Source organism: Clostridium sp. SHJSY1 (assembly GCF_031626875.1).
Lineage (GTDB): Bacteria > Bacillota > Clostridia > Clostridiales > Clostridiaceae > Clostridium.
This window is the reverse complement of record NZ_JANDMF010000040.1, coordinates 19,397-42,382: the sequence shown is the minus strand read 5'-3', so window position 1 is coordinate 42,382 and position 22,986 is coordinate 19,397. Positions and strand designations below refer to the sequence as shown.

The window sequence follows — 22,986 nt, the reverse complement described above, 5'->3', positions numbered from 1 at the left end:
ATGTAAAAACTACAAATAGTAGATTGATAATGGAGGTGAAATAGATATGAAAAATAAGGGAATTAGTCATTTAAAAGCAAAAATGAGTAAAAAACAAGCTAAAGAAAACTTATTAATGGAATTAGCAGAAGATATGGTCAGTTTTGTTATGAATACTAAGACATTTAAAAAGATGAAGAAAAAGATGAAATAGTAGGATATTGTTTCTAAAATCATAATAAAAAATATAAATTAGTAAAAAACTTTAATTGCTTTATTTATTCAATAGTCAATTAACAAGGATTAATTGAGGTGTTATTTTTTAGTTAAATAATGCATGAAAAAATATAAGACTAAGGTGTCATGAAATACTATATTGGTATTGATGGCACCTTATTTTATTTATACATAAAGTTAGAAATTTTAGTGTTAATGAGAAAGATTTGATTAAAGTTTTGTGTAATATCTAGATAAGTGGGGTAAAGCTAGATGTATTAAAGAATCAAAAAATTCAATTTAGGGCAAAATAAATTTCTAAATAGATAAATTTTCATTTAGCATTTTACTCATATGCTTCTAGAAAAGAGCTGCAAAGAATTTCTTGTGAAAATTTAATAAAATATTTTAATGGCAAGTTAAAAGAGGTAAATATAATAATTAATGTTTAAAATTATATTATAAAAGAAAAGAGGATATAAAAATGAGAAAAGGAATATTAAAAGAAATTGGTATAATTGCTTTAATAGGAACTCTGTTCATATCTGTTGTAGGGTGTGGAGGAAAGAAAAAAGAATCAGAAGAAACTTTAGATAAAATTAAAGATAACAAAAAAGTAGTTGTAGGATTAAGTGCAGATTATGCACCATATGAGTTTCATGCCGTTATAGATGGCCAAGATAAAGTAGTTGGGTTTGATATAGATTTGGCTAATGAAGTTGCAAAAGATATAGGAGTTGATTTAGGAATTAAGGAAATGGAATTTGATCCATTAATAGGAGCTCTTAAAGCTGGACAAATTGATATGATTATTTCGGGTATGAATCCTGATGAAGAGAGAAAAAAACAAATAGATTTTTCAGATATATATTATGAATCTAAACATGCAGTGTTGGTTAAATCTGGGGATAAAGAGAAATATAAAAAGGTTGAAGATTTAGATGGCAAAAAAATAGGGGCTCAATTAGGCTCAACTCAAGAAAAAATAGCACAAGAAAAAGTTAAAAATGCAGAATTGCATCAGTTAGCTAATGTTAATAACTTAGTCCTTGAATTAAAGACAGGAAAGGTAGATGCTTTAATCACAGAAGAACCAGTAGGAAATATGGCCATAAAGTCAAATCCAGAACTAGTACTTTCTGATATTAAATTTGAAGATGAAGGTGGAGGAAATGCCATAGGAATAAGAAAAAATTCATCAAAACTTTTAGAATCTATAAATAAAACTATAAAGAGGCTTAAAGATTCAGGTGAATTAGATAAATTTATAATTAATGCAAATGATTTAGCAGCAAAGAATCAAGATAATTCTTAAGTTAAAGCTTTAATAGAGGAGATAATGATGTTTGATTTTGATTTTTTAGAAAAATACTTTGGAAAGTTGTATGATTGAAAATATTCTAGAAGAATTATTGATTTCTTATATAAGGTATTGTAAATGATATTGACTTAAAGTTAACTTTAAGGTGTAAAATTATAATAAATATAATTTTTGTCTAGAAGGAGTATGTAGTTATGGAAAATTTTTATTATTCAATACCAACTAAAATTTATTTTGGTAAAGGTGAAATAGAGAAGCTTGGGAGTTCTATAAAGGAATATGGAAAAAAAGCGCTTATAGTTTATGGTGGTGGAAGTATAAAGAAAATAGGTTTATATGATAAGATGATTGAAATTTTAAAAAATAGTGATGTATCTTATATGGAACTTTCAGGTATAGATCCAAACCCAAGAATAGAATCAGTAAGGGAAGGGGTAAAACTTTGCAAAGAAAATAATATTGAAGTAGTTTTAGCTGTAGGTGGAGGTAGCACTATAGACTGTGCTAAAGTTATTGCAGCAGGAGCTTATTATGAAAATGATCCATGGGATATAGTTAAAAATCCAAGAAAAATTAGAAATGCATTGCCTTTAGTTACTATATTAACTTTAGCTGCAACAGGTTCAGAAATGAATAAGAATGCAGTAATTAGTAATATGAGCATTAATGAAAAGATAGGTACAGCAAGTGAATTAATGAAGCCAAAGGTGTCTATTCTAGATCCAGAGTATACATATTCAGTGTCAAAATATCAAACGGCAGCAGGTACAGCAGATATAATGAGTCATATTTTTGAAAGTTACTTTACACATACAAATGCTGTGGATATTCAAGATAGTATAGCAGAAGGTTTATTAAAATCCTGTATAAAGTATGGCAAAATTGCTGTAGAAGATTCAACTAATTATGATGCAAGAGCAAATTTAATGTGGGCATCAAGTTTGGCTATAAATGGAATGATATCACTTGGAACTAAGAATATAGGTTGGACAGCTCATCCTATGGAACATGAATTGAGTGCATTTTATGATATAACTCATGGAGTTGGATTAGCAATTTTAACTCCACATTTAATGAAATATTCATTGAATGATGCTACAGTAGATAAATTAGCTCAATATGGGGTTAATGTATGGGGAATAGATAAGAATTTAGATAAATATGAAATAGCTAATAAAGCAATAGAAGAAACATCAAAGTTCTTTAAGAGTCTTGGGATTCCTATGACATTAAGAGAAGTTGGGATAAATGAAGAAAAATTTGAAGTGATGGCACAAAAGGTAACTAAAAGAGGAAAACTTGGAACCTTCCATCCTTTAAGTACTGAAGATGTAGTTAATGTATATAAATTAGCATTATAATTTATATACAAAAAATGGGAAAAAAGTTATTTACTATTAGATTATGATGTTGTATAATTACTAAGTGCGATTGAGATAAGTAAAGGGTAAACTCAATTGAATACGGGTATATAGGAGAAAATTTATGAGAGTAAAAATGGAAAGACAAAGTGTCTCCACTAAGGATGACAGAAGTGCACCTAATAGTGAGTTTATTGAAATTATGAATAACTGTAAATTAAAAGACTTTGTAAAAATTTTAATTGAAAGTTATTGCCCTAAAGTTAAAAAAGATAGGGCTGTGTGGGTATTATGGGATAGGCATAAAGCATTAGCAGTATTTGACAGTGTAAATGCTTATTCAAAATTTTTCTATAGTGAAGATTTACCATTAAATGAGGTTATTAAAGATGCAGAGAATGCAGATATGTATCTTTACTATAGAGAAGAAGAAAAATTAGGGCATGTATTTGATGAACTCAGAGAAGAATTAATAGGTTAAAGAAATTTAATGTGGCTGTATCAGTTTTTGATACAGCCTTATTTTTATTTTGGTAGGCTATATAAGAGTTTAGCCCATGATATATATTTATTTTGTAGATAATTACGATAAAGAAGCTGATGTTGAAATATTACTTCTAAGTGATCAATATTGTCAATATTACCCATGTAGTTCCAAACTCCGATTTGGGGATTACCATTATAATTTACTATTTTATCAGTAGATCCTTCATGTGGAGCAATAGCCGATATAAGAGGAACTAAACCATCATTCTCCCACCAACTTGAATCAACTTTTACTTTATTAGGTTCATCTTGAGTATATCTTCCCATAGCTATTGAACTTTTAATCATAAGAGGATGCATATTTATATTAGGAATTTGATAATTACTAAATAAATCTTTATGTGTATTTGAACAAGATATAGAGAAATAGTATATATCATTTAATGCAGGTACTTTAATATTAAATTCTTTAGCACCTTCTAAAGATAAATCCCAAATACTTAAGTCCTTTGTATCTTTCCATATGTTACTTTTAAATACTCTGTTTATATAATTATCTAAAGATTCATTTGAATTCTTTTTAAGTCCCCATTGATCTAGTCTTAAATCAAAGTTTGCAGTAGTTGATGAATTTAATCCAGCATTTGCAGCTATAGCAGCAAAAAATTGATGAACATAAGGTTCAAAATTATCTTGCATTTCAGCTTCTGTACTACCATCATGAGGAGTGCAAAGTGTTGTTATACTGTCAATCCAATGTTTGTTTCCTGTAAATAAGGGGCTTGTTTTACCTCCAGTAGCATTTATTTCATCTTGATCACCTTGTTCAAGTAACTTAGCCAATAGTCTGCTAGTTTGTCCACCCATACTATGTCCAAATAGATGAATTTTTTGTAATTCATTTTTAGCTGAGTATTCTCCAAGTTGAGGGTATACCCCAGAATATGTTCTCCCATAACGAGCATGTCCATGTTTTTTTGAATGAGCTTCACCATAGTCAACAGTACCACCTTTTAAATAGGCATATAATTCACAAGCTCTATCCCAATTACTGGAAATGGGTCCTATAGTTGGAGTAAATACAGTATATCCTTTGTCATTTAGTAATTCTTTTAAACTTGTATTACCTCCCCAGTAATTTTCATTGAACATTTCTGTATTTCCCCAACCACAAAGACCATGAACCATTACAATAGGGTAATTATTGTTTAAATTAGGCAAATTATTATTAGTAGTAGTTGATGATTTATTATCTGAATTTGTTGTAGCTAGTGTATTAAGTGGCATAGCAAAAATTATAAATAAGCTTAACAAAAACGAAACAAATATCTTTTTAATATTTTTCATAAGAACCTCCTATAATACTAGATATTGTACGTACAGTTTTAGTTTAATTTAGTTTACATAATATGTCAAAGATAAAAATAATGACTATTGGTCATGTGGTTGAAGTATCTTAATATATATAGAAATTCTTAAAGATTTCATGAAAATTTATAAAGTACACAAAATGTAGATATTCATATAATATAATAGAATAATTTTGGGAGCAGATTAATGTTTAATGAAAGAAAATACGTAATCTCATCTATCGAGTTACATTTATTTTTTTTAAGAATTATGAAAGAACATGCCATTTTCTTAGAAATTGCATTTACACCAAAGAACTTAAAACTTGCAAAGGAAGCTGACAATTATAAAATACAATTTGAAAAAAATTTATCAGAAACTTTAAGATTAAGTAGGGGTATGATAAGAGAAAGTTTTTTAGAGTCTGGAGAAATGGTAACAAATTATACATTAGATGCTGAAAAGAAAACTGAATATTATACTGGAATTATGATAAATCAGAGAATTACTGGGGAAGAATCTAAATTAGAATGTGGTAGCAATCCACATATTCGTAATCAGACCATTAGAAATATTAAACAATTAAATAGAAATATTTATAGACTTTTAGATGAATTTTTAGACTTTAAGGGAAAAATACTAAATGAAGTTCTAGATTTCAATATATTTACAACCAATTACCCATCATTAATTAAACATATAATACATGAAGCTAATGAATATAAGGCCAGTATAATAGAGATAGAAGATGATAGTGACATGGATTATGAGGATATTAAAGAAAATGAAGTTTTTTGGGATGAAATTATGATGGAGCATGCAGAAACCATTAGAGGTTTATTAGATCCTTCAGAAAAAGAACTATTTAAAATAACAAATATTTTTGCAGAGAATTTTGACTATCTTTTTAAAAATGTAAAAGATGTTACTGGAATCAATTTACTAGGAATTACAAATGAAAATTTAAATGAGACTTTGAAATTTAAAGAATTTAAGGAAACTGGAACCAAGGGGATTTTGGATGGAAAGATTGAATCTATTATTTTACCACTTCTTGCAGATCATGTATTAAGGGAAGCAAATCATTTTATAAGAATATTAAAAAATTATAGAAAAAAATTAAATAAAAATAACTTATAAAGAATGGAAATCTACTTTTCTCTAACATCTTTAAAAATAAATAAAGATGTTAGAGTTTTCTTTTTTTTACCAAGGATAAATAAGTTACGAAAATAAAATACTATTAAGGTTAGGAGGTGATTTTTATGAGATTAGCACCACATGAAGCACTTGAAGCTCGTGAATTTATAAGTCAAGAAATGTTAGGAATTAAAAAGATAAGTGCAAATATAAATATGGTTAATGATAGTGAATTAAAAAACTTTATGCAAGATAGCATTGCATCAAAGAAGACTGCACTTAAAAACATCCAATCTGTATTGGGAAATAAATAGCAAAAGAGGTGAACAAAATGAATCAAAGTACTACTTTAACAGAAAAAGATGTTGCTATGGATTTATTAACAAGTTCAAAGGCAACAGTAACATCTTTAGCAAAGGCAATAACAGAAACTACAAATCCTGAGTTAAGAGATACTTTTAGAAATCAATTAACTGCATGTGTTAATTCACATTGTAGATTATCTGATATAGCAGTAAGTAAAGGTTGGTATGATGCATATGCAACTCCTGAGCAACAATTGCAAAAAGACTTATCAGAAATAAATTCAATAACTCAATAAAATATTAACTTTTATGTTAGAATTAAAAACTGATAACATAATTAGGAGGATAAGTACATGGAAGAAAAAGGTAAATTAACACCTCATGAAATAATTGAACTTAGAGAATTATTGGATAGTAATGTTGTTGGAGCTAAAAAAATACAAGATTCAATGTCTAAGGTTAATGATGATGAATTAGAATCATTTATGGAAAAATGCTTAGATAGTAAAAAAGAAAATATAAGTACCATAGAAAACTTTATTAAAAATAATTTTAGTATTCAATAGAGGTGATAGAATTGTCATTTTTAGATAAACTACTTGGAAGCGATAACAATCTAACAGAAAAAGAGATTGCACAAGATATGATAAAGGATTCAAAATTTGGAGTTACTTCTTTAACTTCAGCTGCAGCAGAGGCTACAAATCCAGAGTTAAGGGAAATCTTAAAAAATCAATTAGATAATGCAGTAAATGAACATTTTGAGTTAACTGATATTTTAATTAGCAAAGAATGGTATTCAGTATATGATGATCCAACTGAACAATTAAGAAAAGAATATGAAGAAGCAAAAGGGATATTATAAAAAGATTTTGGTTATGTGATAAAAGTCCCAATTCAAATAATGTTATTTGAATTGGGACTTAACATTAATTTTATTTGCAATAAATATCACTGGGTTTAGCGATATCTTGTACATGCATCAAAGCTTCACCAAATCTCTGATAGTGTACAACTTCTCTTTCTCTTAAAAATCCTAAAATCTCTTTTATATCTGGGTCATCAGTTAAATTAATAAGCCATTCGTAAGTGACTCTTGCTTTTTGTTCTGCAGCCATATCTTCATGAAGATCTGCAATAGGATCCCCTTTAGCTTGGATGTAAGTAGCAGTCCAAGGATTTCCAGTAGCATCAGTATAAAATAATGCTTTACCATGATCAGCATAGTGGCCAGCTAATCCAGCTTTCTTTATTTCATCAATAGAAGCATTCTCCATTAACTGGTAAACCATGGTTGCTATAATTTCAACATGAGCCATTTCTTCTGTACCAATATCTGTCAATAAACCCTTTGATCTATTGGTTGGCATGGTATATCTTTGGTCTAAATATCTAAGTGCAGCACTTAATTCTCCATCAGGTCCACCGTATTGGGTTACTAAAAGTTTAGCCATATTAAGATCTGAACTTTTAAGGTTAACAGGATGTTGCAAAGTTTTAACGTAATACCACATTGTTATTTACCTCCTTTACGATTTTCCCATGGCCAAGGTGTATTAATCCAAGCTTCAGGGTTTTCAATATAAGCTGAACCAAAATTAGATAATGGGCCATATGCTTGCTCATATTCGCAAATGAGTTTTTCTAGCTTATCTGAAACAAATTTATAGTCATCTGTAGCTTTTTTACATCCAGGAAAGTTATCTAAATAAAGATTAAGATCTACAGCAAAAAATAACAGTTTTCTAATTTTGTTTAGATGTTCATGTGGGCTCATAAAGTACACCCCCTAATATATTTAACTTCACAGTAAGGGCTATAAAGGCTTTTAAATATTGTTCCAGCAGCAAAAGCATCATTTATATTAAATAAGTCTTCATATGGATGAATACAAATATTTGCTTTAGCATACATTTCAGGGTCAAATACTTTATAAGATTCACAGCAATTTTTCTTGGTGCTAGGACAGATGGTATTGCAAGAAACATCATAAGGATCATTAATACAATCTTGACAGTTAATACATTTATCGTCTCTTTGATAGTACATAATTATATTTCCTTTCGTTTTTCGTACCTACAAAATCATATTATGTATAAATTAAAGGAATTGTGAATAGAAATGGAACTAATTATGCAATAATAATATGAGAGATGTTATGTTTTGGCAAATTAAAGGATATAATGGAATGTATAGTGATCTGTAAAAAGTAAAATTAGTAAGGGGGAGATAGTGTGAGAGTTCTTAAAGAAGAATTTTATGGTAGAAAGACATTGTTAGTAGCAGAAGAATTATTAGGGAAATATTTAATACATAAAGTAGATGGAAAATATATAGGTGGAAAAATAGTAGAGACTGAAGGATATTTAGGAGTTAATGATAAAGGGGCACATGTATATGGTGGAAAAAAGACAGATAGGGTTATGCCATTATATGGCCAAGAAGGTACAGCATATATTTATCAAATTTATGGATTATATTATTGTTTAAATGCCATTACAGAAAAGAAAGGAGAACCTCAAGGTGTGTTGATAAGAGCTATTGAACCGTTATTTGGGCTAGATTTTATGTCACAAAGAAGGACAAAAAAAAATTATAATGAATTAAGTAAAAAAGAAATAAGAAATTTAACATCAGGGCCTTCAAAATTATGTTTAGCTTTAGATATAGATAAGAGATTAAATAATATACTATTATGGGATAAAGAATTATTTATTGTGGATAAAGATGAAGAGATTAAAAAACTTTTAGAAAGAGAAGAAGATAAAACAGGAGATGTAGTAAAAAGTAAGAGAATTGGAATTGAATATGCGGAAGAAGCAAAAGACTTTTTATATAGATTTTATTATATAGATAATGGTTTCGTTTCTAAAAAGGATAAAATAATAAAATGAAAAGGTAAGGAGTGAAAATAATCTTCAAATTCTATGGAAGATAGGAATAAAATTGTTTTTATATAGTAGATTATTATGAAACTATAAATTTAGGACGTGGATTTATGGATGAAGATCTTTTAAGTCTCTTCATGTATTTAGATGAAGGTCTAGTTAAAAATTTATCCTCTTTATTTTTAAGTGGATATATTGAGGTTAGAACAACAAGACTTGTTCAGGATAAGACCATAACAGGAAGAGCTGGAATAGATAGCCGTGAACGTATTTTTGGTGAGGATAGATTTACTGAGGATGATAGGCAAGGATATAAAACTAATAATTGTGTAAATGTTGAGCAAACTGACAATGGAAATAGTACTTCTGCTGGAGTGGAAAATAGAGATTTTGTAAGGGTAGAGGAAGAACTTAAAAAAATTTATACAACTTTTTCATTCCATAGACAAGTGATTAGTAGCTTGAATAAATCTAATGCTATAAAAAATTTTAATAATAAAACAATAAATGAAGGTGATTTATCAGAAGGAGATTATGTTCAAATTAGAGGAAAGTTAACTACAGAATCAGTGAACTCTTATTTAGATTCACTTTTAACAGTATTTAATTGTTTTGGATGTGATTCTTTAAATAAGATGATTAGTTCTAGAAATAATCAGATTATGAATTTTACTGCGATGAATTCACTTATTGGACATTTAAATGATATCCTAAGCAAAAATTCTACAAAAGATATGATTTTAACTTGTGGAGATACACCTGTCGTCATTAATGTTAATGAAAATTTTTTTATGAACAATAATGCATATATATATGATAGAGTTGATTGTCCTTGTACTGTATTTGGTAAAGTAATAAGTGTTGCACCTAATGGTAAATGTGTTAGCTTGCTTAGGAAAACAGCACAACATGATTATTATGAAAGTGTCTTAAATAGTTGCACATCTTATTGTAATCTTTTAAACTCAAATGGAATTATAATGCCTAAAATGCCAAGATTAAAATGTGAAGGTGTTTCTGTTGTTGTTGTGCCAATAAGTATTTGTATGTGAGTAATAGTGACAGCTTCTTTTGAGAAACTGTCACTAAAACAAAAAAATATTTGACAAATTTGAATAATTTATATAAAATTGATTTAAATTAATAAATGCAGAGAAGAGGAATAGTAATAATAGGAACTTTTTAGAGAGACTATGTATGGCTGAGAATAGTTATGGGAATATTATGAATGGAGCCTTGGAGCATAATAAGAGTAAAGTAGGGCTAGTGCCAAGAAGGGTGGAACCGCGGAAATTTTTTCGTCCCTTTGTTTGGTATAGGCTTTTTTTATTTTATAAAAATTTTAATTTAGGAGTTGGTGTTATGAAATCTATATTAACAGTAATAGGGAAAGATCAAGTTGGAATTATAGCAGGTATAAGTAGTGAATTACAAAAGTTTAATATTAATATTTTAAATGTTACACAAACAATAATGGATGAATATTTCACAATGATTATGCTTTTAGATCAAACAAATGCAAATGTAAATATTGAAGAAGTAAAAAATGGTTTAATAGCAAAAGGAAAAGAATTAAAAGTAGATGTAAAGATACAAAGAGAAGAAATATTTAATTCAATGCATTCACTATAAGAAAAAAAGGGGGCAAACAATGTACACAAATATTACACCACAAAATGTATTAGAAACAATAAAAATGATAGAAGAAGAAAATTTGGATATTAGAACCATAACAATGGGGATATCTTTATTAGATTGTATAGATCCAGATGGGGATAAGGCTAGAGAAAAAATATATAATAAGATTATGTCTTCAGCTGAAAATTTAGTTAAGGTTGGAAGAGAAATCGAAAATGAATTTGGAATTCCTATAGTTAATAAAAGAGTTTCGGTAACACCAATTTCTATAATTGGAGGAGCAACCAATGAAGATAATTATGTAGAATTTGCAAAAACTTTAGATAGAGCAGCAAATGAACTTGGAATAGATTTTATTGGAGGCTTTTCTGCACTAGTACATAAAGGATGCACAAAGGGTGATAAAATACTTATCAAGTCAATCCCAGAAGCATTAGCAGTTACACAAAAGGTATGTTCTTCTATAAATGTTGGATCTTCAAAGTGTGGAATCAACATGAATGCTGTAAGAACTATGGGAGAAATAATAAAAGAAACAGCAGAGCTTACTAAGGATAAGCATGGATTTGGTTGTGCGAAGTTAGTTGTATTTGCAAATGCTGTTGAAGATAATCCATTTATGGCAGGAGCTTTCCATGGAGTAGGAGAAGCTGATAGGGTAATAAATGTTGGAGTTAGTGGTCCAGGAGTAGTACAAAGAGCTCTTGAAAAAGTTAGAGGGGAATCTTTTGATGTAGTTGCAGACACCATAAAAAACACTGCATTTAAGATAACTAGAATGGGGCAATTAGTAGCTAAAGAGGCTTCAAGACGATTAGATATTCCATTTGGTATTGTTGACCTTTCTTTAGCGCCAACTCCAGCAGTTGGAGATTCAGTAGCACATATATTAGAGGAAATAGGACTTGAATGTGTAGGAACTCATGGAACAACTGCAGCTTTAGCTTTATTAAATGATGCAGTTAAAAAAGGTGGAGTTATGGCTTGTAGTCATGTTGGAGGTTTAAGTGGTGCTTTCATTCCAGTATCTGAAGATGCAGGGATGATAGATGCAGTTATAAATGGGTCTCTTAATTTAGAAAAACTTGAAGCTATGACAGCTGTTTGTTCTGTTGGACTTGATATGATTGCAATACCAGGAAATACTAAAGCTTCAACAATAGCAGCTATGATAGCTGATGAAGCAGCTATCGGAGTTATTAATAATAAGACAACTGCTGTTAGAATAATACCAGCTATAGGTCTAGAAGTTGGAGATATGGTTGAATTTGGGGGACTTCTTGGAAGAGCTCCAGTTATGAAAATTAATGAAAATTCTTCTGAATTATTTGCAGCAAGAGGTGGAAGAATACCGGCACCAATTCATTCATTTAAAAATTAGAATAGTAATTTATAAAAAGATGATGCAAACTAACTTTTAGATAGTTTGCATCATCTTTTTTATTGCAAAAATTTTGTTACACTCAATGTATTAATTAAGAAAAACTGGAAAATAATAATTGAAATAAATGGCATTTAGAGTATAATTAAGTATATAATTCTAAAATAGGGGGAGATTACAATTATAAAGAAATATTTAAAGCCATTTATAATAAGAAATAAAATAAAATGTGTAACATATTGCTTATCAATAGTAATTTCATTTATTTTAGGAATTTGTGTATCAAAATTAAGTGAAAAAGGATTTGTAATTAAAGGCGGAGTAAATTTAATTACTATTTTTGCTTTGTTATCAATTATAGTATCTATAATATATTCATTAATTTATGATTATATGGAAAATTTAAATATAAACTTGAAGAAGTATAAATATCTATTTATAAATATAGATTTTTTTTTGTTTATATATTTTTATAGGGCAAATTATGAAAATATTATAGGTTCAATTGAAAAAACTCCAAGTTGGATTTCTAAAACAACTTTTGTATTTCTAATGTATTTCTCAATTTTTTTAGTTATTAATATAATAGTTATTGGAATAGTATCAAGAAGTATAAAGATGTTAAAAATAAGTACAAATTCAGTTGAGGTTCAATTTGAAGATAAGATTAAAATAATAGAGGGATTAAATGATATTTCATCTCTAACAAGCAGTATTACTGTGAGTAATGCAAAATTAATAGATGCTATGGATAATATTGTTAGGGCTAAATTTTATGATATTGATCTTAGCAAAGAGTATGATATAGATATATTTTTTGACTTTTATTCTGAGATAGTTACAACATTATTTTCAGAGACTATGGAGAATGTTAATGCAAGAGTTATATGTAATGATGAAGAAAATGAACTTAAATCTATTGTAGATGAGGTTGATTGTAGTATAATAGTAAAAGCAAATACTTTAGATAAAATTATTTCAGGCCATATTGTAAGATTAAGTAATTATTTGTTTGTACCAGTTTCTATGGAATTAATTGAGACAAATGCTATTGTTATAGTTTCTTTTGATAAAGAAGAAAATTGTATCACTTATTTTGGAAACATAATTTATGCTTTAATTAAATATACTGATACAGTAATCACAAATGTGCTAAGTGATAAAGCTTTGCAAGAGCTAGATGAATACATCAGCAATTTATAGGAAGGGAGATAGCTATATGAGTTCTAAGGTTACGCTAGGTAGAAAATATAAAAACCTCTCAAAGGTTCTTGGGGATGAAAATCAAAAAGAGGTAATTGATGTTCCTCAGATATCTATCACTGAAATCTTAAAAGATACTTTAAGAAAAGAAGCAATTAGCAATAATGATAGATTCGATAGAATAAAAAAAGAAATAATTACAGGAACTAAGTAACTTTTTTAAGACTTTTTAATAGTATAAATGAGAAACAGTTATTTGGAGTAGTTAGTTGATTAAAATAAAGATAAAGAATAGAGATATAGAAAAATTTGAACCACTTACAATTAAGCCTGCTAAATTAGATTTATATAAAGAGGTTAGGCGATTTATACATCTAAAAAGTAAAGAAAAATAGATACATAAAAATGTAAAGTATGAAGTGTATATAAATAAAAGTTTTAGGAGTAGGTTTACATGACCTACTCTTTTGTGTATAAATTATTTAAGAGAAATATTATCATAAAGGAGGAAATATACACATGACAAAAATGATTTCTTGGAATGTAAATGGGTTAAGAGCAATTGTGACAAAGGGATTTAAGGATATCTTTAATTCTTTAGATGCAGATATATTTTGTCTTCAAGAAACTAAATTACAAGAAGGGCAAATAGATTTAGATTTACCTGGATATCACGGTTATTGGAATTATGCAGAGAAGAAAGGTTATTCAGGCACAGCCATTTTTACTAAAATTCAACCATTGAATGTAACTTTAGGAATTGGAATAGAGGAGCACGATAAGGAAGGGAGGGTTATAACATTAGAGTTTGATGATTACTATGTAGTAACAGTATATACTCCTAATTCTCAAAATGAACTAGCAAGACTTCCTTATAGAATGAAGTGGGAAGATGATTTTAAAAACTATTTAAATAAACTAGAAGAAAATAAACCTGTTATAGTATGTGGAGATTTAAATGTAGCTCATAAAGAAATAGATTTAAAAAATCCTAATAATAATAGAAAAAATGCAGGATTTACTGATGAAGAAAGAGAAAAACTTACAGTGTTATTAAATGATAGTTTTATAGATACCTTTAGATATTTTTATCCTGAACAAGAAGGAATTTATTCATGGTGGTCATATAGATTCAATGCAAGAAAGAATAATGCAGGATGGAGAATTGACTATTTCTTAGTTTCAAAATCTTTAGAGAATAGGCTTGTAGATACCAAAATACATACAGATATTTTAGGGTCAGACCATTGCCCTGTAGAGTTAATAATTGAATAGACTTTTAATAAGAAAAAATGTTATAATTTAATTCAGGATATTTTATGATAGGAGTGACAAAATTAATGGCTAACATGTCAATTGTTAATATGGTAATTTGTGCCTGTCTGATTTTATTTACATTAATTGAAGTAGTTTCATTACTTAGGGCAATGAATAAGAAAAAAGGAATGCAAGTATTTATTCACTTATTAGGAGTAGCAGCTACATCATTGATATCTTATTCTGTAATAAAAGTTATTTTTGGGGATAAGTTAGATTCAAGTACATTAGTAATGGCTACCGCAGGAATTTCAATTGTATTTTTTATTTTAAATGGATTTAATTCTTTATTTGTAGTGAAAAAGAAAAAAATTAAATTATAAGTTTAAATTAAGTGTACTCTTTTAAATTTTTAAATGAGTGCATTTTTATTGTAGTTCAAATTAGAGGTGACATAATGATAAAAATAAAACTTGAAAAAAACAAAAGAGATGATTTTTTAGTAAAGTTAAAAGTAGAGGATGACCTTATAGATAAGTATAGGGTATTAAAAAGGGTAATTTTTGAAAGTAAAAAAATAAAAGGGGAATATAATTATAGAATGCCAGAAAGATTTCTTTCAATAATACTTAAGAGCATTCCAAAAGAAGCTATTAATATAGATGAAAAATCCATATTCAGTTATTTAGAATTTTCTGATAGTTATGATGAAAAATATTATTATGCATTGCAGGCAAGTGCAAGATATATGAAGAAGTGGAGAGAAGAAGGATGTCCTGTGATATATAAAGTTAACATAGAAAAAGAAACAGCATCAATTACAAAGGAAATAGCTTTTAAGAGAATAGATAAAGTTATTTGATTTTAGCTGAAAAATTAATTATTTCTGTTATAATTTTATTAATATACTTTCTAATATTAATAATGTAGCATTTTAAGTAGATATTTAAGGAAAATGTATATTTTATAAAAAGAATTTATGATATCTTTGTGTAAAGATATATTTATTATAGATTAAAAGGAGTAATTAAAATGAATTTAGTTACAATAGAAAATATAAATAAAAGTTATAGTGAAAAAGTATTATTAAAGAATATAAACTTTTCAATAAATGAAGGAGACAAGATTGGAATCATTGGTATAAATGGAGCTGGAAAGTCAACTTTATTAAAGATTATAGCAGGCAAAGATGAGTTCTTTGAAGGTAATTTAATAATAAATAAAAATACTAGAGTAGAGTATTTAGATCAAAATCCTGATTTTGATGAAGAAGCTACAGTAATAGAGCAAGTTTTTAGGGCAGATACTAGAGAACTAAAGCTTCTGATGGAGTATGAACAAATTTTAGATAAATTGCATACAAATAATACAGAGGAATTAAATAATAAGTTATTGAAATTACAAGTTGAAATAGATAATCTTAATCTTTGGGATTTGGAAAGCGAAGCAAAAAGTATATTAAACAAGCTAGGAATAACAAATTACGAAGAGAAAATGAAAAATTTATCTGGAGGACAAAAAAAGAGGGTTGCATTAGCTTCAGCACTCATAACTCCTTGTGATTTACTTATACTAGATGAGCCAACTAACCATTTAGATTCTGATTCTATTGAATGGCTTGAAGAATATTTAAACTCTACAAAGGTTGCACTTTTAATGATTACTCATGATAGATATTTTTTAGATAGGGTATCTAATAGAACTATTGAATTGGATAGGGGAAATCTATATAGCTATGATGGTAATTATACAAGTTTTCTAGAAAAGAAAATGGAGAGAGTAGAAAGAGAAGAATCAGAAGAGCAAAAAAGACAATCCTTGATTAAAAAGGAATTGAAGTGGGTAAGAAGAGGAGCTAAAGCAAGAACTACAAAGCAAAAGGCACGGCTTCAAAGATTTGATGAATTAGTAAACAGAGAATATATTAAACCAGAAACAGATGTTGAGATGGACTTTGTAGGAACTAGGCTTGGCAAAAAAATAATTGAAATCAGTGGATTAAATAAATCTTATGATGACAAAACTTTAATTAGAGATTTTAATTATATTTTCACAAAAGAGGACAGAATAGGAATAATAGGTCCAAATGGTGTAGGAAAATCTACCTTTATAAATATATTAAGAGGAAAAATTCAAAGTGATAGTGGAATTGTTGATATAGGTGAAACTGTAAAGATAGGCTGTTTTGCTCAGGATGATAAAGAAATGGACATGAACATGAGAGTTATAGACTACGTTCGTGAAGGTGGAGAATACATACCAGTTAGTGATGGAAGTAAGATAACTGCATCAACAATGTGTGAAAGATTCTTATTTGATGGAAGTATGCAATATACAAAAATTGAAAAACTTTCAGGTGGAGAAAGAAGGAGACTATATCTTTTAAGAATATTAATGGAAGCTCCAAATGTTCTATTATTAGATGAGCCTACCAATGATTTAGATATTAACACTTTAAATATATTAGAAGATTTTTTAGATAGCTTTATAGGCGTTGTTGTTGTTGTATCACATGATAGATACTTTTTAGATAGAATATGTAATAAAATATTTTCTTATGAAGACAAAGGAAATATTAAAGCATATAATGGAAATTATAGTGACTATCAAATTTCTGTGGAATTAGAAAAAAATTCTGTGGAAACTGAAGAAAAAAAATCTGAAAAGCAAGGAAATAAAAGAACAAAAGAGAGAGAGAATAAACCTAAATTCTCATTTAAAGAGTCTAAGGAATATGAAGAAATTCCAGAAATAATAGAATCTTTAGAAAATAAGATTTCTAATATAGAAAAGGAAATGGCTAAAAACTCAGCATCTTATGGTAAACTTCAAGAACTTATGGAAGAAAAGGAAAACATAGAAGAAGCGCTATTAGAAAAATATGAAAGATATGAGTACCTAGAGAATTTAGCATTAAAAATAGAAGAATATAAAAATAATAAATAGAGAAATAGGTGATCTTAGTTGGAGCTCCATGTGATAATTAAAGGAAAAAAAGAACCAATAATTTTTAAAGGTGATAGAATAGATGTATTAGATTTTGAAATGCAAGGAGTAAAATATAAACAGATAAGGTTTTTTAGAAAAGGATTTTCAAAATCAGAATATATCCAAGATAACTTAATAACAAAGCTGAAGGAAGTAAATAATTAACATAATTTTTTATGTGTACTTAATGTAGAAAAATTTACATATACATATATTAAAAAGATACATACAGCTTATTTTTTTATATTAAGTATCTTGGTAAAGACACCTACAGCAAAGTAAACTAAAGGTGTCTTGTCTATTTTGTAGAAAAGGAGGTAGTGCTTTGGGGTTTGAATTTTTAGATTCTTTAAAGAAGGATATATTTTATTCTGATAAAGAATTATATGATGACTTAGAAGAATATTCATTAATTGAAGATGCAAAACAAAACAATTTATTGAATTTCTATGCAAAAGCAGGTTTCCTTAGAGGAGAAAAAGAAGATGAAATAATTAACTTATTTATGGCAGCATATGATGAGAATCCACTCTCAGCAATGAAATTATTATTTTATGTAAGAGATAAAGAAGAAGGTCTTGGAGAAAGAAGAATTTTTAGAGTGATATTAAATCATCTAGCAAAAATAAAAAGTTCATATTTAGCAGCTAATATTGATTTAATTCCTATCTATGGTAGATGGGATGATTTATATAGTCTTTTTGACACTGAATTTCAATATGAAGCTATTAATATAATTCGTGAACAAATAGAAATTGATTTAAAATCAGAAAATCCTTCAACTTTAAGTAAATGGTTAAAATCAGAAAATGCATCTTCTCAGAGGACAAAAGAACTAGCTAGAAAAACAAGAATTGCTTTGGATTTATCTTCAAAGGAATATAGAGTATTACTTTCTCATCTTAGGAAGAGAGTTAATATAGTAGAGGATACTATAAGTAAAGGAAATTGGGATGAAGTTAAATATGAAGATTTAAGTTCTAGTGCTATACGTAAGTATAATAAAGCTTTTTTAAAGCATGATAAAGAACGATATATTGAATATTTAAATAAAATACAAGATGAAAAAGTAGTAGAAGAACAAATAGATGAAAATAAGGATGAGTTATATCCATACGATATAATTAATCATATAATTAATGATGCAACTGAATATAGTAAAGTGTATTATTCTGAAAGATGGAATGAAATTCCTACATTTACTAATAGTCAGTATGGAGATACTTTGGTTTGTTTAGGTTTATCAAGTAAATCTGTAAATAAGAATTTAAAACCAGCTATATATTATGGTGGAATTGGAACCTCATTATATTTACTAGATAAAAATAAAGATAAATACAAAAATTATGTTATAACTATGGTGCCAAAGCCTAATTTAGTTAGGGTAAAGGGTGATAAGCTTATATCTAGGATAAAAGATTTAACTGAAAAGTCATTGACAGAAGAGATAAATGTAGATGCTGCTTTAGATTTAATATTATTTGCTGCAATAAAAAATGGAATAAATCAAGAAAATATACCTAGAAGAGTATTATTTATTTTAGATGATAAATGTAAAATAATATTTACTAGTGAAAATAATTCTAATGAAAAAAAATATTTCTTAGATGAAAAAGATTATAGAAAAATTAAAGAAAAATGGTCAAAAAGCGGGTATGAAATACCTAATCTTTGTTTTTGGAAGATTGATAGCTATAGAGAAAATAGTAAAATACTAGAAGATAGTAATGGCTTTCAATATGCTTCTGGATATTCGAATGAAATGTTTAAATTTATTATGAATGGTCAAGATATATCTTCAAGTAATTTGGATGATGAAGTACTTCTAAATATAAGGTATAACAAAGTGTATAATGGAGATTAAATTCTGCTAATACATGTAAGAAAGGATAAATGGGAAAACATGATTTGGAAAATGAAAAAAGGGTATTATAGAATGTATCAAGCTGCATTTAGAACTGCTCTTAAAATGTTAAAATATAAAGAACAAAGTATAATATCTGGAGAAGGAAGTGTAGGTAAGTTACCTTTAGTCCTTAAGGATAGGAATATAGATAATGTTTTAATTGTAACAGGAAAGATAATAACTAGTCTTGGATTATTAGATGAATTAATAGAAGGTTTAAAGGAAAATGACATTAAATATTCTATTTTTAATAATGTGCAAGCAGATCCTATAGTAGAAAATATAGAAGAAGGCTTAAAAGTCTATGAATCAAATGGATGTCAAGGGATAATTGCTTTTGGTGGAGGATCACCAATGGATTGTGCTAAAGTTATTGGAGCCAGGGCTACAAATAAGAACTTACAGGTTAAAGATCTTAGAGGGTATTTAAAAGTAAAAAATCCTATGCCACCTTTCTTTGCAGTTCCAACAACAGCAGGAACAGGGTCAGAAAGTACTATTGCAGCAGTTGTTACAGATTCGACTAATCATGAAAAGTATGCAATTGGTGATCCAAAGCTTATGCCTGAGTGTGCAATACTTGACCCTAAATTAACTATTGCTCTTCCAAAGCATGTTACAGCTGCAACTGGATTAGATGCATTAACTCATGCTGTTGAAGCTTTTATAGGGAATGATGGAACAGAATTTACAGATGAGTATGCTTTAAAATCTATTAAGATGATATTTGAAAATTTAGAATTGGTATATAATGATGGATATAATATAGATGGGCGCAATAATATGCTGTTAGCATCAAATTATGCAGGACTAGCATTTACAAGAGCTTATGTAGGATATGTACACGCTATAGCACATGCTTTAGGTGGGTTGTATAGAATACCTCATGGATTGGCTAATGCTATTTTACTTCCTTATGTTTTGGAATACTATGGGGAATCTGCTTGTGGTAAACTTGCTAAAATAGCTACTTATGTAGGAATAAAAGGAAGTTCTGAGAAAGAGTTAGCTTTTAATATTATTGAAAGAATTAAAGAATTAAATAAGAAATTAGATATTCCAACAGTAGTAAAAGAGTTAGAAGAAAAAGATTTTGATGTAATAGTACATAGAGCATTAAAAGAAGCTAATCCAACTTATCCAGTTCCTAAAATTATGAATAAAGAAGATTGTGTAAGATTGTTGAAGAAGCTTATGAATAAGGAAGAAAATTTAATAGCGTAATTCAATTGTGGACTAAAAAGGCATAGTATAGAGGTTTAAATTCTTTACTATGCCTTAAATTTTTATTCACAAATAGAGCTTTTTATTAGGTTAATTTAAAAAGTTAGGTTATAATGATTATTAGAATAAATGGAGAAATAGGAGATAAAATAATGAGTAAAATATTAGTTTTGGCTGAAAAACCTTCAGTAGGCAGGGAATTAGCTAAAGTTTTAAAATGTAATAATAATAAAGGTAGCTATATAGAGGGAAATAAATATGTAGTAACTTGGGCACTTGGACATTTAGTTGGACTTATGGACCCCGAAGGATATGGAGATTCATACAAAAACTGGAGCATGGAAACACTACCAATGTTACCAAAATACATGAAACTTTCAATTTTGAAAAAGACTACTAAACAATATAATGATGTAAAAAAACAAATGCTTAGAAGTGATATAGATGAAATTATAATAGCTACAGACGCAGGGCGAGAAGGAGAGCTTGTGGCTCGTTGGATTATTGAAAAAGCAGGAGTACATAAAAAATTAAAAAGATTATGGATATCTTCTCAAACAACAAAAGCAATTTTAGATGGATTTAATAATCTAAAAGATGCAAGAGAATATGAAAATTTATTTAAAGCTGCTGTTTGTCGTGCAGAAGCAGACTGGTTAATTGGATTAAATGTAACTAGAGCTTTAACTTGCAAATATAATGCTCAATTATCAGCAGGAAGAGTTCAATCACCTACACTTGCAATGATAGTTGACAGAGAAGAAGAAATCAGAAACTTTAAGCCAGTAGATTATTACAAAATAAATGCAAGTGCAAAAGGTTTTAAATTAAGCTGGGCTGATAGTAAAGGAAATTCTTCAATTTATAATGAAGGAGCTGCAAAATCCCTAGTATCTAAAACTCAAGGAGCAGAGGGTGAGGTAATAGAAGTTACTAAATCTCTTAAAAAGAAATATTCAGCTCCACTATATGATTTAACAGAACTACAAAGAGATGCTAACAAAATATGGGGTTATTCAGCTAAAGAAACATTAAATTATATGCAAAGATTATATGAAAATTATAAACTTTTAACATATCCAAGAACCGACTCAAGATATGTAACAACAGATATAGTTGCAACAATTCCTGATAGACTTAAGGCAATAGGAACTGGGGAGTACAGAGTGTATACGGAACAATTGCTTAGACAAGGTGTTAAGGGAAATAAGAGTTTTGTAGATAATTCTAAGGTTTCTGATCACCATGCTATTATTCCTACAGAAGAAAAGGGAAGTTTAGCTACACTTGGAACAGGGGAAAGAAATATATATAACCTTGTAGTTAAAAGATTTTTAAGTGTAATGTTACCACCTTATGAATATGAACAAACAACAGTTAAGGTTAGTATTAATGGAGAAGTATTCACAGCTAAAGGAAATATTACTAAAGTTAAGGGCTGGAAGAAGTTATATGAAAGAGATTCCATAGACGAAGATGAAAAGGATCAAGAATTACCTACAATTAATAAGGGTGATAAGCTTAAAATAGAATCAGTAAATATGGTGAAGAAACAAACTACACCACCAGCTAGATTTAATGAAGCTACATTATTATCTGCTATGGAAAATCCTCAAAAGTATGTAAGTCTGAATAAAGAAGCATCAAAAACTTTAGGAGAAACAGGAGGACTTGGAACAGTTGCAACTAGAGCTGATATAATAGAAAAGTTATTTAATTCTTTTGTTATAGAAAAGAAGGGAAAAGATATTTACCCAACTTCAAAAGGAAAACAACTAATAGATTTAGTTCCAGAAGATTTAAAATCACCATTACTAACTGCAAAGTGGGAAAAACAATTAGATGATATAGCTAAAGGAAAAGCAAATTCCAATGTATATGTTGAAGACATGAAGAAATATGCTTCAAAGCTTGTTAATGATGTTAAGGGTGGAAAAGCAAAATTTCATCATGATAATCAAACAGGTAAGAAGTGCCCTAACTGTGGTAAGTATTTACTTGAGGTTAATGGTAAGAATGGAAGAATGCTTGTATGCCAAGATAGAGAATGTGGTTATAGAGAAAACTTGGCAAGGCTTACTAATGCTAGATGTCCAGAGTGTAAGAAAAAGTTAGAACTTAGAGGACAAGGAGAAGGTAAAATCTATGTTTGTCCAGGAACTAATTGTAATTTTAGAGAAAAGGCTACTCAATTCGAAAAGAGATTTGATAAGAATGGTAAGGTAGATAAAAGACAAGTTAATAATTATATGAAGAAGCTTAAGAAGGAAGCAGAGCAAGCAGAAGAAAGCCCATTTGCTGCACTTTTGGGTGGGTTTAAGTTTGATGATAAATAAAAAGTAA

28 protein-coding genes and 1 other annotated feature are annotated in these 22,986 nt (G+C 28.4%); of the genes, 24 read left to right on the top strand and 4 right to left on the bottom strand.

Going from position 1 to position 22,986, the window contains the following annotated elements:
• Positions 1-46 precede the first annotated feature (46 nt).
• The 4 genes from NNC19_RS16990 to NNC19_RS16975 all read left to right on the top strand — a co-directional run bounded on the left by NNC19_RS16990 (position 47) and on the right by NNC19_RS16975 (position 3,358).
• The gene (locus NNC19_RS16990; protein ID WP_310939869.1) at positions 47-193 is read left to right on the top strand and encodes a hypothetical protein; all 147 of its coding nucleotides are present in this window, start codon (positions 47-49) and stop codon (positions 191-193) included.
• 486 nt (positions 194-679) lie between these two features.
• Positions 680-1,510 (top strand): transporter substrate-binding domain-containing protein, encoded by an 831-nt coding sequence (locus NNC19_RS16985; protein ID WP_310939868.1) that lies wholly within the window; start codon positions 680-682, stop codon positions 1,508-1,510.
• Positions 1,511-1,710: 200 nt separating this feature from the next.
• The gene (locus NNC19_RS16980) at positions 1,711-2,877 is read left to right on the top strand and encodes an iron-containing alcohol dehydrogenase (RefSeq protein WP_310939867.1); all 1,167 of its coding nucleotides are present in this window, start codon (positions 1,711-1,713) and stop codon (positions 2,875-2,877) included.
• 124 nt (positions 2,878-3,001) lie between these two features.
• Positions 3,002-3,358 (top strand): hypothetical protein, encoded by a 357-nt coding sequence (locus tag NNC19_RS16975; RefSeq protein WP_310939866.1) that lies wholly within the window; start codon positions 3,002-3,004, stop codon positions 3,356-3,358.
• Positions 3,359-3,402: 44 nt separating this feature from the next.
• Here the strand turns inward: NNC19_RS16975 and NNC19_RS16970 are convergent, their stop codons facing one another.
• Entirely contained in the window at positions 3,403-4,710 is a 1,308-nt protein-coding gene (locus NNC19_RS16970) for a lipase (RefSeq protein WP_310939865.1), read from the bottom strand.
• Positions 4,711-4,920: 210 nt separating this feature from the next.
• Between NNC19_RS16970 and NNC19_RS16965 the strand changes: the two genes are divergently transcribed.
• The 5 genes from NNC19_RS16965 (at position 4,921) to NNC19_RS16945 (ending at position 7,023) form a co-directional block, all read left to right on the top strand.
• On the top strand, positions 4,921-5,853 hold the full coding sequence (locus NNC19_RS16965; protein WP_310939864.1) for a DUF2935 domain-containing protein: 933 nt from the start codon (positions 4,921-4,923) through the stop codon (positions 5,851-5,853).
• A 125-nt stretch (positions 5,854-5,978) separates the two neighbouring features.
• A complete protein-coding gene (locus tag NNC19_RS16960; RefSeq protein ID WP_310939863.1) occupies positions 5,979-6,167 on the top strand; it encodes a hypothetical protein in 189 nt (62 codons plus the stop codon).
• Positions 6,168-6,184: 17 nt separating this feature from the next.
• Positions 6,185-6,454 carry a spore coat protein gene (locus tag NNC19_RS16955; RefSeq protein WP_310939862.1) on the top strand — a complete coding sequence of 90 codons (270 nt, stop codon included), beginning with the start codon at positions 6,185-6,187 and terminating at the stop codon, positions 6,452-6,454.
• Positions 6,455-6,511: 57 nt separating this feature from the next.
• Positions 6,512-6,724, top strand: coding sequence for a hypothetical protein (locus NNC19_RS16950; protein WP_310939861.1), 213 nt, complete (start codon positions 6,512-6,514; stop codon positions 6,722-6,724).
• An 11-nt stretch (positions 6,725-6,735) separates the two neighbouring features.
• Positions 6,736-7,023, top strand: a complete 288-nt coding sequence (locus tag NNC19_RS16945; protein ID WP_310939860.1) for a spore coat protein — start codon at positions 6,736-6,738, stop codon at positions 7,021-7,023.
• A 70-nt stretch (positions 7,024-7,093) separates the two neighbouring features.
• Here NNC19_RS16945 and NNC19_RS16940 read toward each other — a convergent pair whose 3' ends face one another.
• From NNC19_RS16940 to NNC19_RS16930, 3 genes are read right to left on the bottom strand one after another with little or no spacing between them, the layout of a single operon-like run.
• Complete coding sequence (locus tag NNC19_RS16940; protein WP_310939859.1) at positions 7,094-7,672, bottom strand: manganese catalase family protein; 579 nt, start codon at positions 7,670-7,672, stop codon at positions 7,094-7,096.
• 2 nt (positions 7,673-7,674) lie between these two features.
• Positions 7,675-7,935: a spore coat protein CotJB gene (locus tag NNC19_RS16935; RefSeq protein ID WP_310939858.1), complete on the bottom strand. Its 261-nt coding sequence runs from the start codon at positions 7,933-7,935 to the stop codon at positions 7,675-7,677.
• Positions 7,932-8,207, bottom strand: coding sequence for a spore coat associated protein CotJA (locus tag NNC19_RS16930; RefSeq protein WP_310939857.1), 276 nt, complete (start codon positions 8,205-8,207; stop codon positions 7,932-7,934). Before NNC19_RS16930 ends, NNC19_RS16935 begins: the two co-directional genes overlap by 4 nt.
• Before the next feature lie 185 nt (positions 8,208-8,392).
• Between NNC19_RS16930 and NNC19_RS16925 the strand changes: the two genes are divergently transcribed.
• The 15 genes from NNC19_RS16925 to NNC19_RS16855 all read left to right on the top strand — a co-directional run bounded on the left by NNC19_RS16925 (position 8,393) and on the right by NNC19_RS16855 (position 22,979).
• The gene (locus NNC19_RS16925; RefSeq protein ID WP_310939856.1) at positions 8,393-9,052 is read left to right on the top strand and encodes a DNA-3-methyladenine glycosylase; all 660 of its coding nucleotides are present in this window, start codon (positions 8,393-8,395) and stop codon (positions 9,050-9,052) included.
• A 104-nt stretch (positions 9,053-9,156) separates the two neighbouring features.
• Positions 9,157-10,098: a hypothetical protein gene (locus NNC19_RS16920; RefSeq protein ID WP_310939855.1), complete on the top strand. Its 942-nt coding sequence runs from the start codon at positions 9,157-9,159 to the stop codon at positions 10,096-10,098.
• A gap of 91 nt (positions 10,099-10,189) precedes the next feature.
• Positions 10,190-10,355, top strand: a binding site (T-box leader).
• A 53-nt stretch (positions 10,356-10,408) separates the two neighbouring features.
• Complete coding sequence (locus NNC19_RS16915; RefSeq protein WP_310939854.1) at positions 10,409-10,678, top strand: ACT domain-containing protein; 270 nt, start codon at positions 10,409-10,411, stop codon at positions 10,676-10,678.
• A gap of 19 nt (positions 10,679-10,697) precedes the next feature.
• Positions 10,698-12,065, top strand: coding sequence for a PFL family protein (locus NNC19_RS16910; protein WP_396136447.1), 1,368 nt, complete (start codon positions 10,698-10,700; stop codon positions 12,063-12,065).
• Positions 12,066-12,521: 456 nt separating this feature from the next.
• Positions 12,522-13,268: a hypothetical protein gene (locus NNC19_RS16905; protein WP_310939853.1), complete on the top strand. Its 747-nt coding sequence runs from the start codon at positions 12,522-12,524 to the stop codon at positions 13,266-13,268.
• Positions 13,269-13,284: 16 nt separating this feature from the next.
• Entirely contained in the window at positions 13,285-13,482 is a 198-nt protein-coding gene (locus NNC19_RS16900) for a hypothetical protein (RefSeq protein ID WP_310939852.1), read from the top strand.
• 55 nt (positions 13,483-13,537) lie between these two features.
• A complete protein-coding gene (locus tag NNC19_RS16895; protein WP_310939851.1) occupies positions 13,538-13,663 on the top strand; it encodes a hypothetical protein in 126 nt (41 codons plus the stop codon).
• A 124-nt stretch (positions 13,664-13,787) separates the two neighbouring features.
• Positions 13,788-14,543: an exodeoxyribonuclease III gene (locus NNC19_RS16890; RefSeq protein ID WP_310939850.1), complete on the top strand. Its 756-nt coding sequence runs from the start codon at positions 13,788-13,790 to the stop codon at positions 14,541-14,543.
• A gap of 65 nt (positions 14,544-14,608) precedes the next feature.
• A complete protein-coding gene (locus NNC19_RS16885) occupies positions 14,609-14,908 on the top strand; it encodes a hypothetical protein (RefSeq protein WP_310939849.1) in 300 nt (99 codons plus the stop codon).
• Between the two features lie 74 nt (positions 14,909-14,982).
• A complete protein-coding gene (locus tag NNC19_RS16880) occupies positions 14,983-15,387 on the top strand; it encodes a hypothetical protein (protein WP_310939848.1) in 405 nt (134 codons plus the stop codon).
• A gap of 170 nt (positions 15,388-15,557) precedes the next feature.
• Complete coding sequence (locus tag NNC19_RS16875) at positions 15,558-17,471, top strand: ABC-F family ATP-binding cassette domain-containing protein (protein ID WP_310939847.1); 1,914 nt, start codon at positions 15,558-15,560, stop codon at positions 17,469-17,471.
• A gap of 18 nt (positions 17,472-17,489) precedes the next feature.
• The gene (locus NNC19_RS16870; protein ID WP_310939846.1) at positions 17,490-17,678 is read left to right on the top strand and encodes a hypothetical protein; all 189 of its coding nucleotides are present in this window, start codon (positions 17,490-17,492) and stop codon (positions 17,676-17,678) included.
• A 160-nt stretch (positions 17,679-17,838) separates the two neighbouring features.
• Entirely contained in the window at positions 17,839-19,377 is a 1,539-nt protein-coding gene (locus NNC19_RS16865; protein WP_310939845.1) for a DUF2828 family protein, read from the top strand.
• A gap of 51 nt (positions 19,378-19,428) precedes the next feature.
• Positions 19,429-20,643: an iron-containing alcohol dehydrogenase gene (locus NNC19_RS16860; protein ID WP_310939844.1), complete on the top strand. Its 1,215-nt coding sequence runs from the start codon at positions 19,429-19,431 to the stop codon at positions 20,641-20,643.
• A gap of 152 nt (positions 20,644-20,795) precedes the next feature.
• The gene (locus NNC19_RS16855; RefSeq protein ID WP_310939843.1) at positions 20,796-22,979 is read left to right on the top strand and encodes a DNA topoisomerase III; all 2,184 of its coding nucleotides are present in this window, start codon (positions 20,796-20,798) and stop codon (positions 22,977-22,979) included.
• The last annotated feature ends 7 nt before the right edge of the window (positions 22,980-22,986 follow it).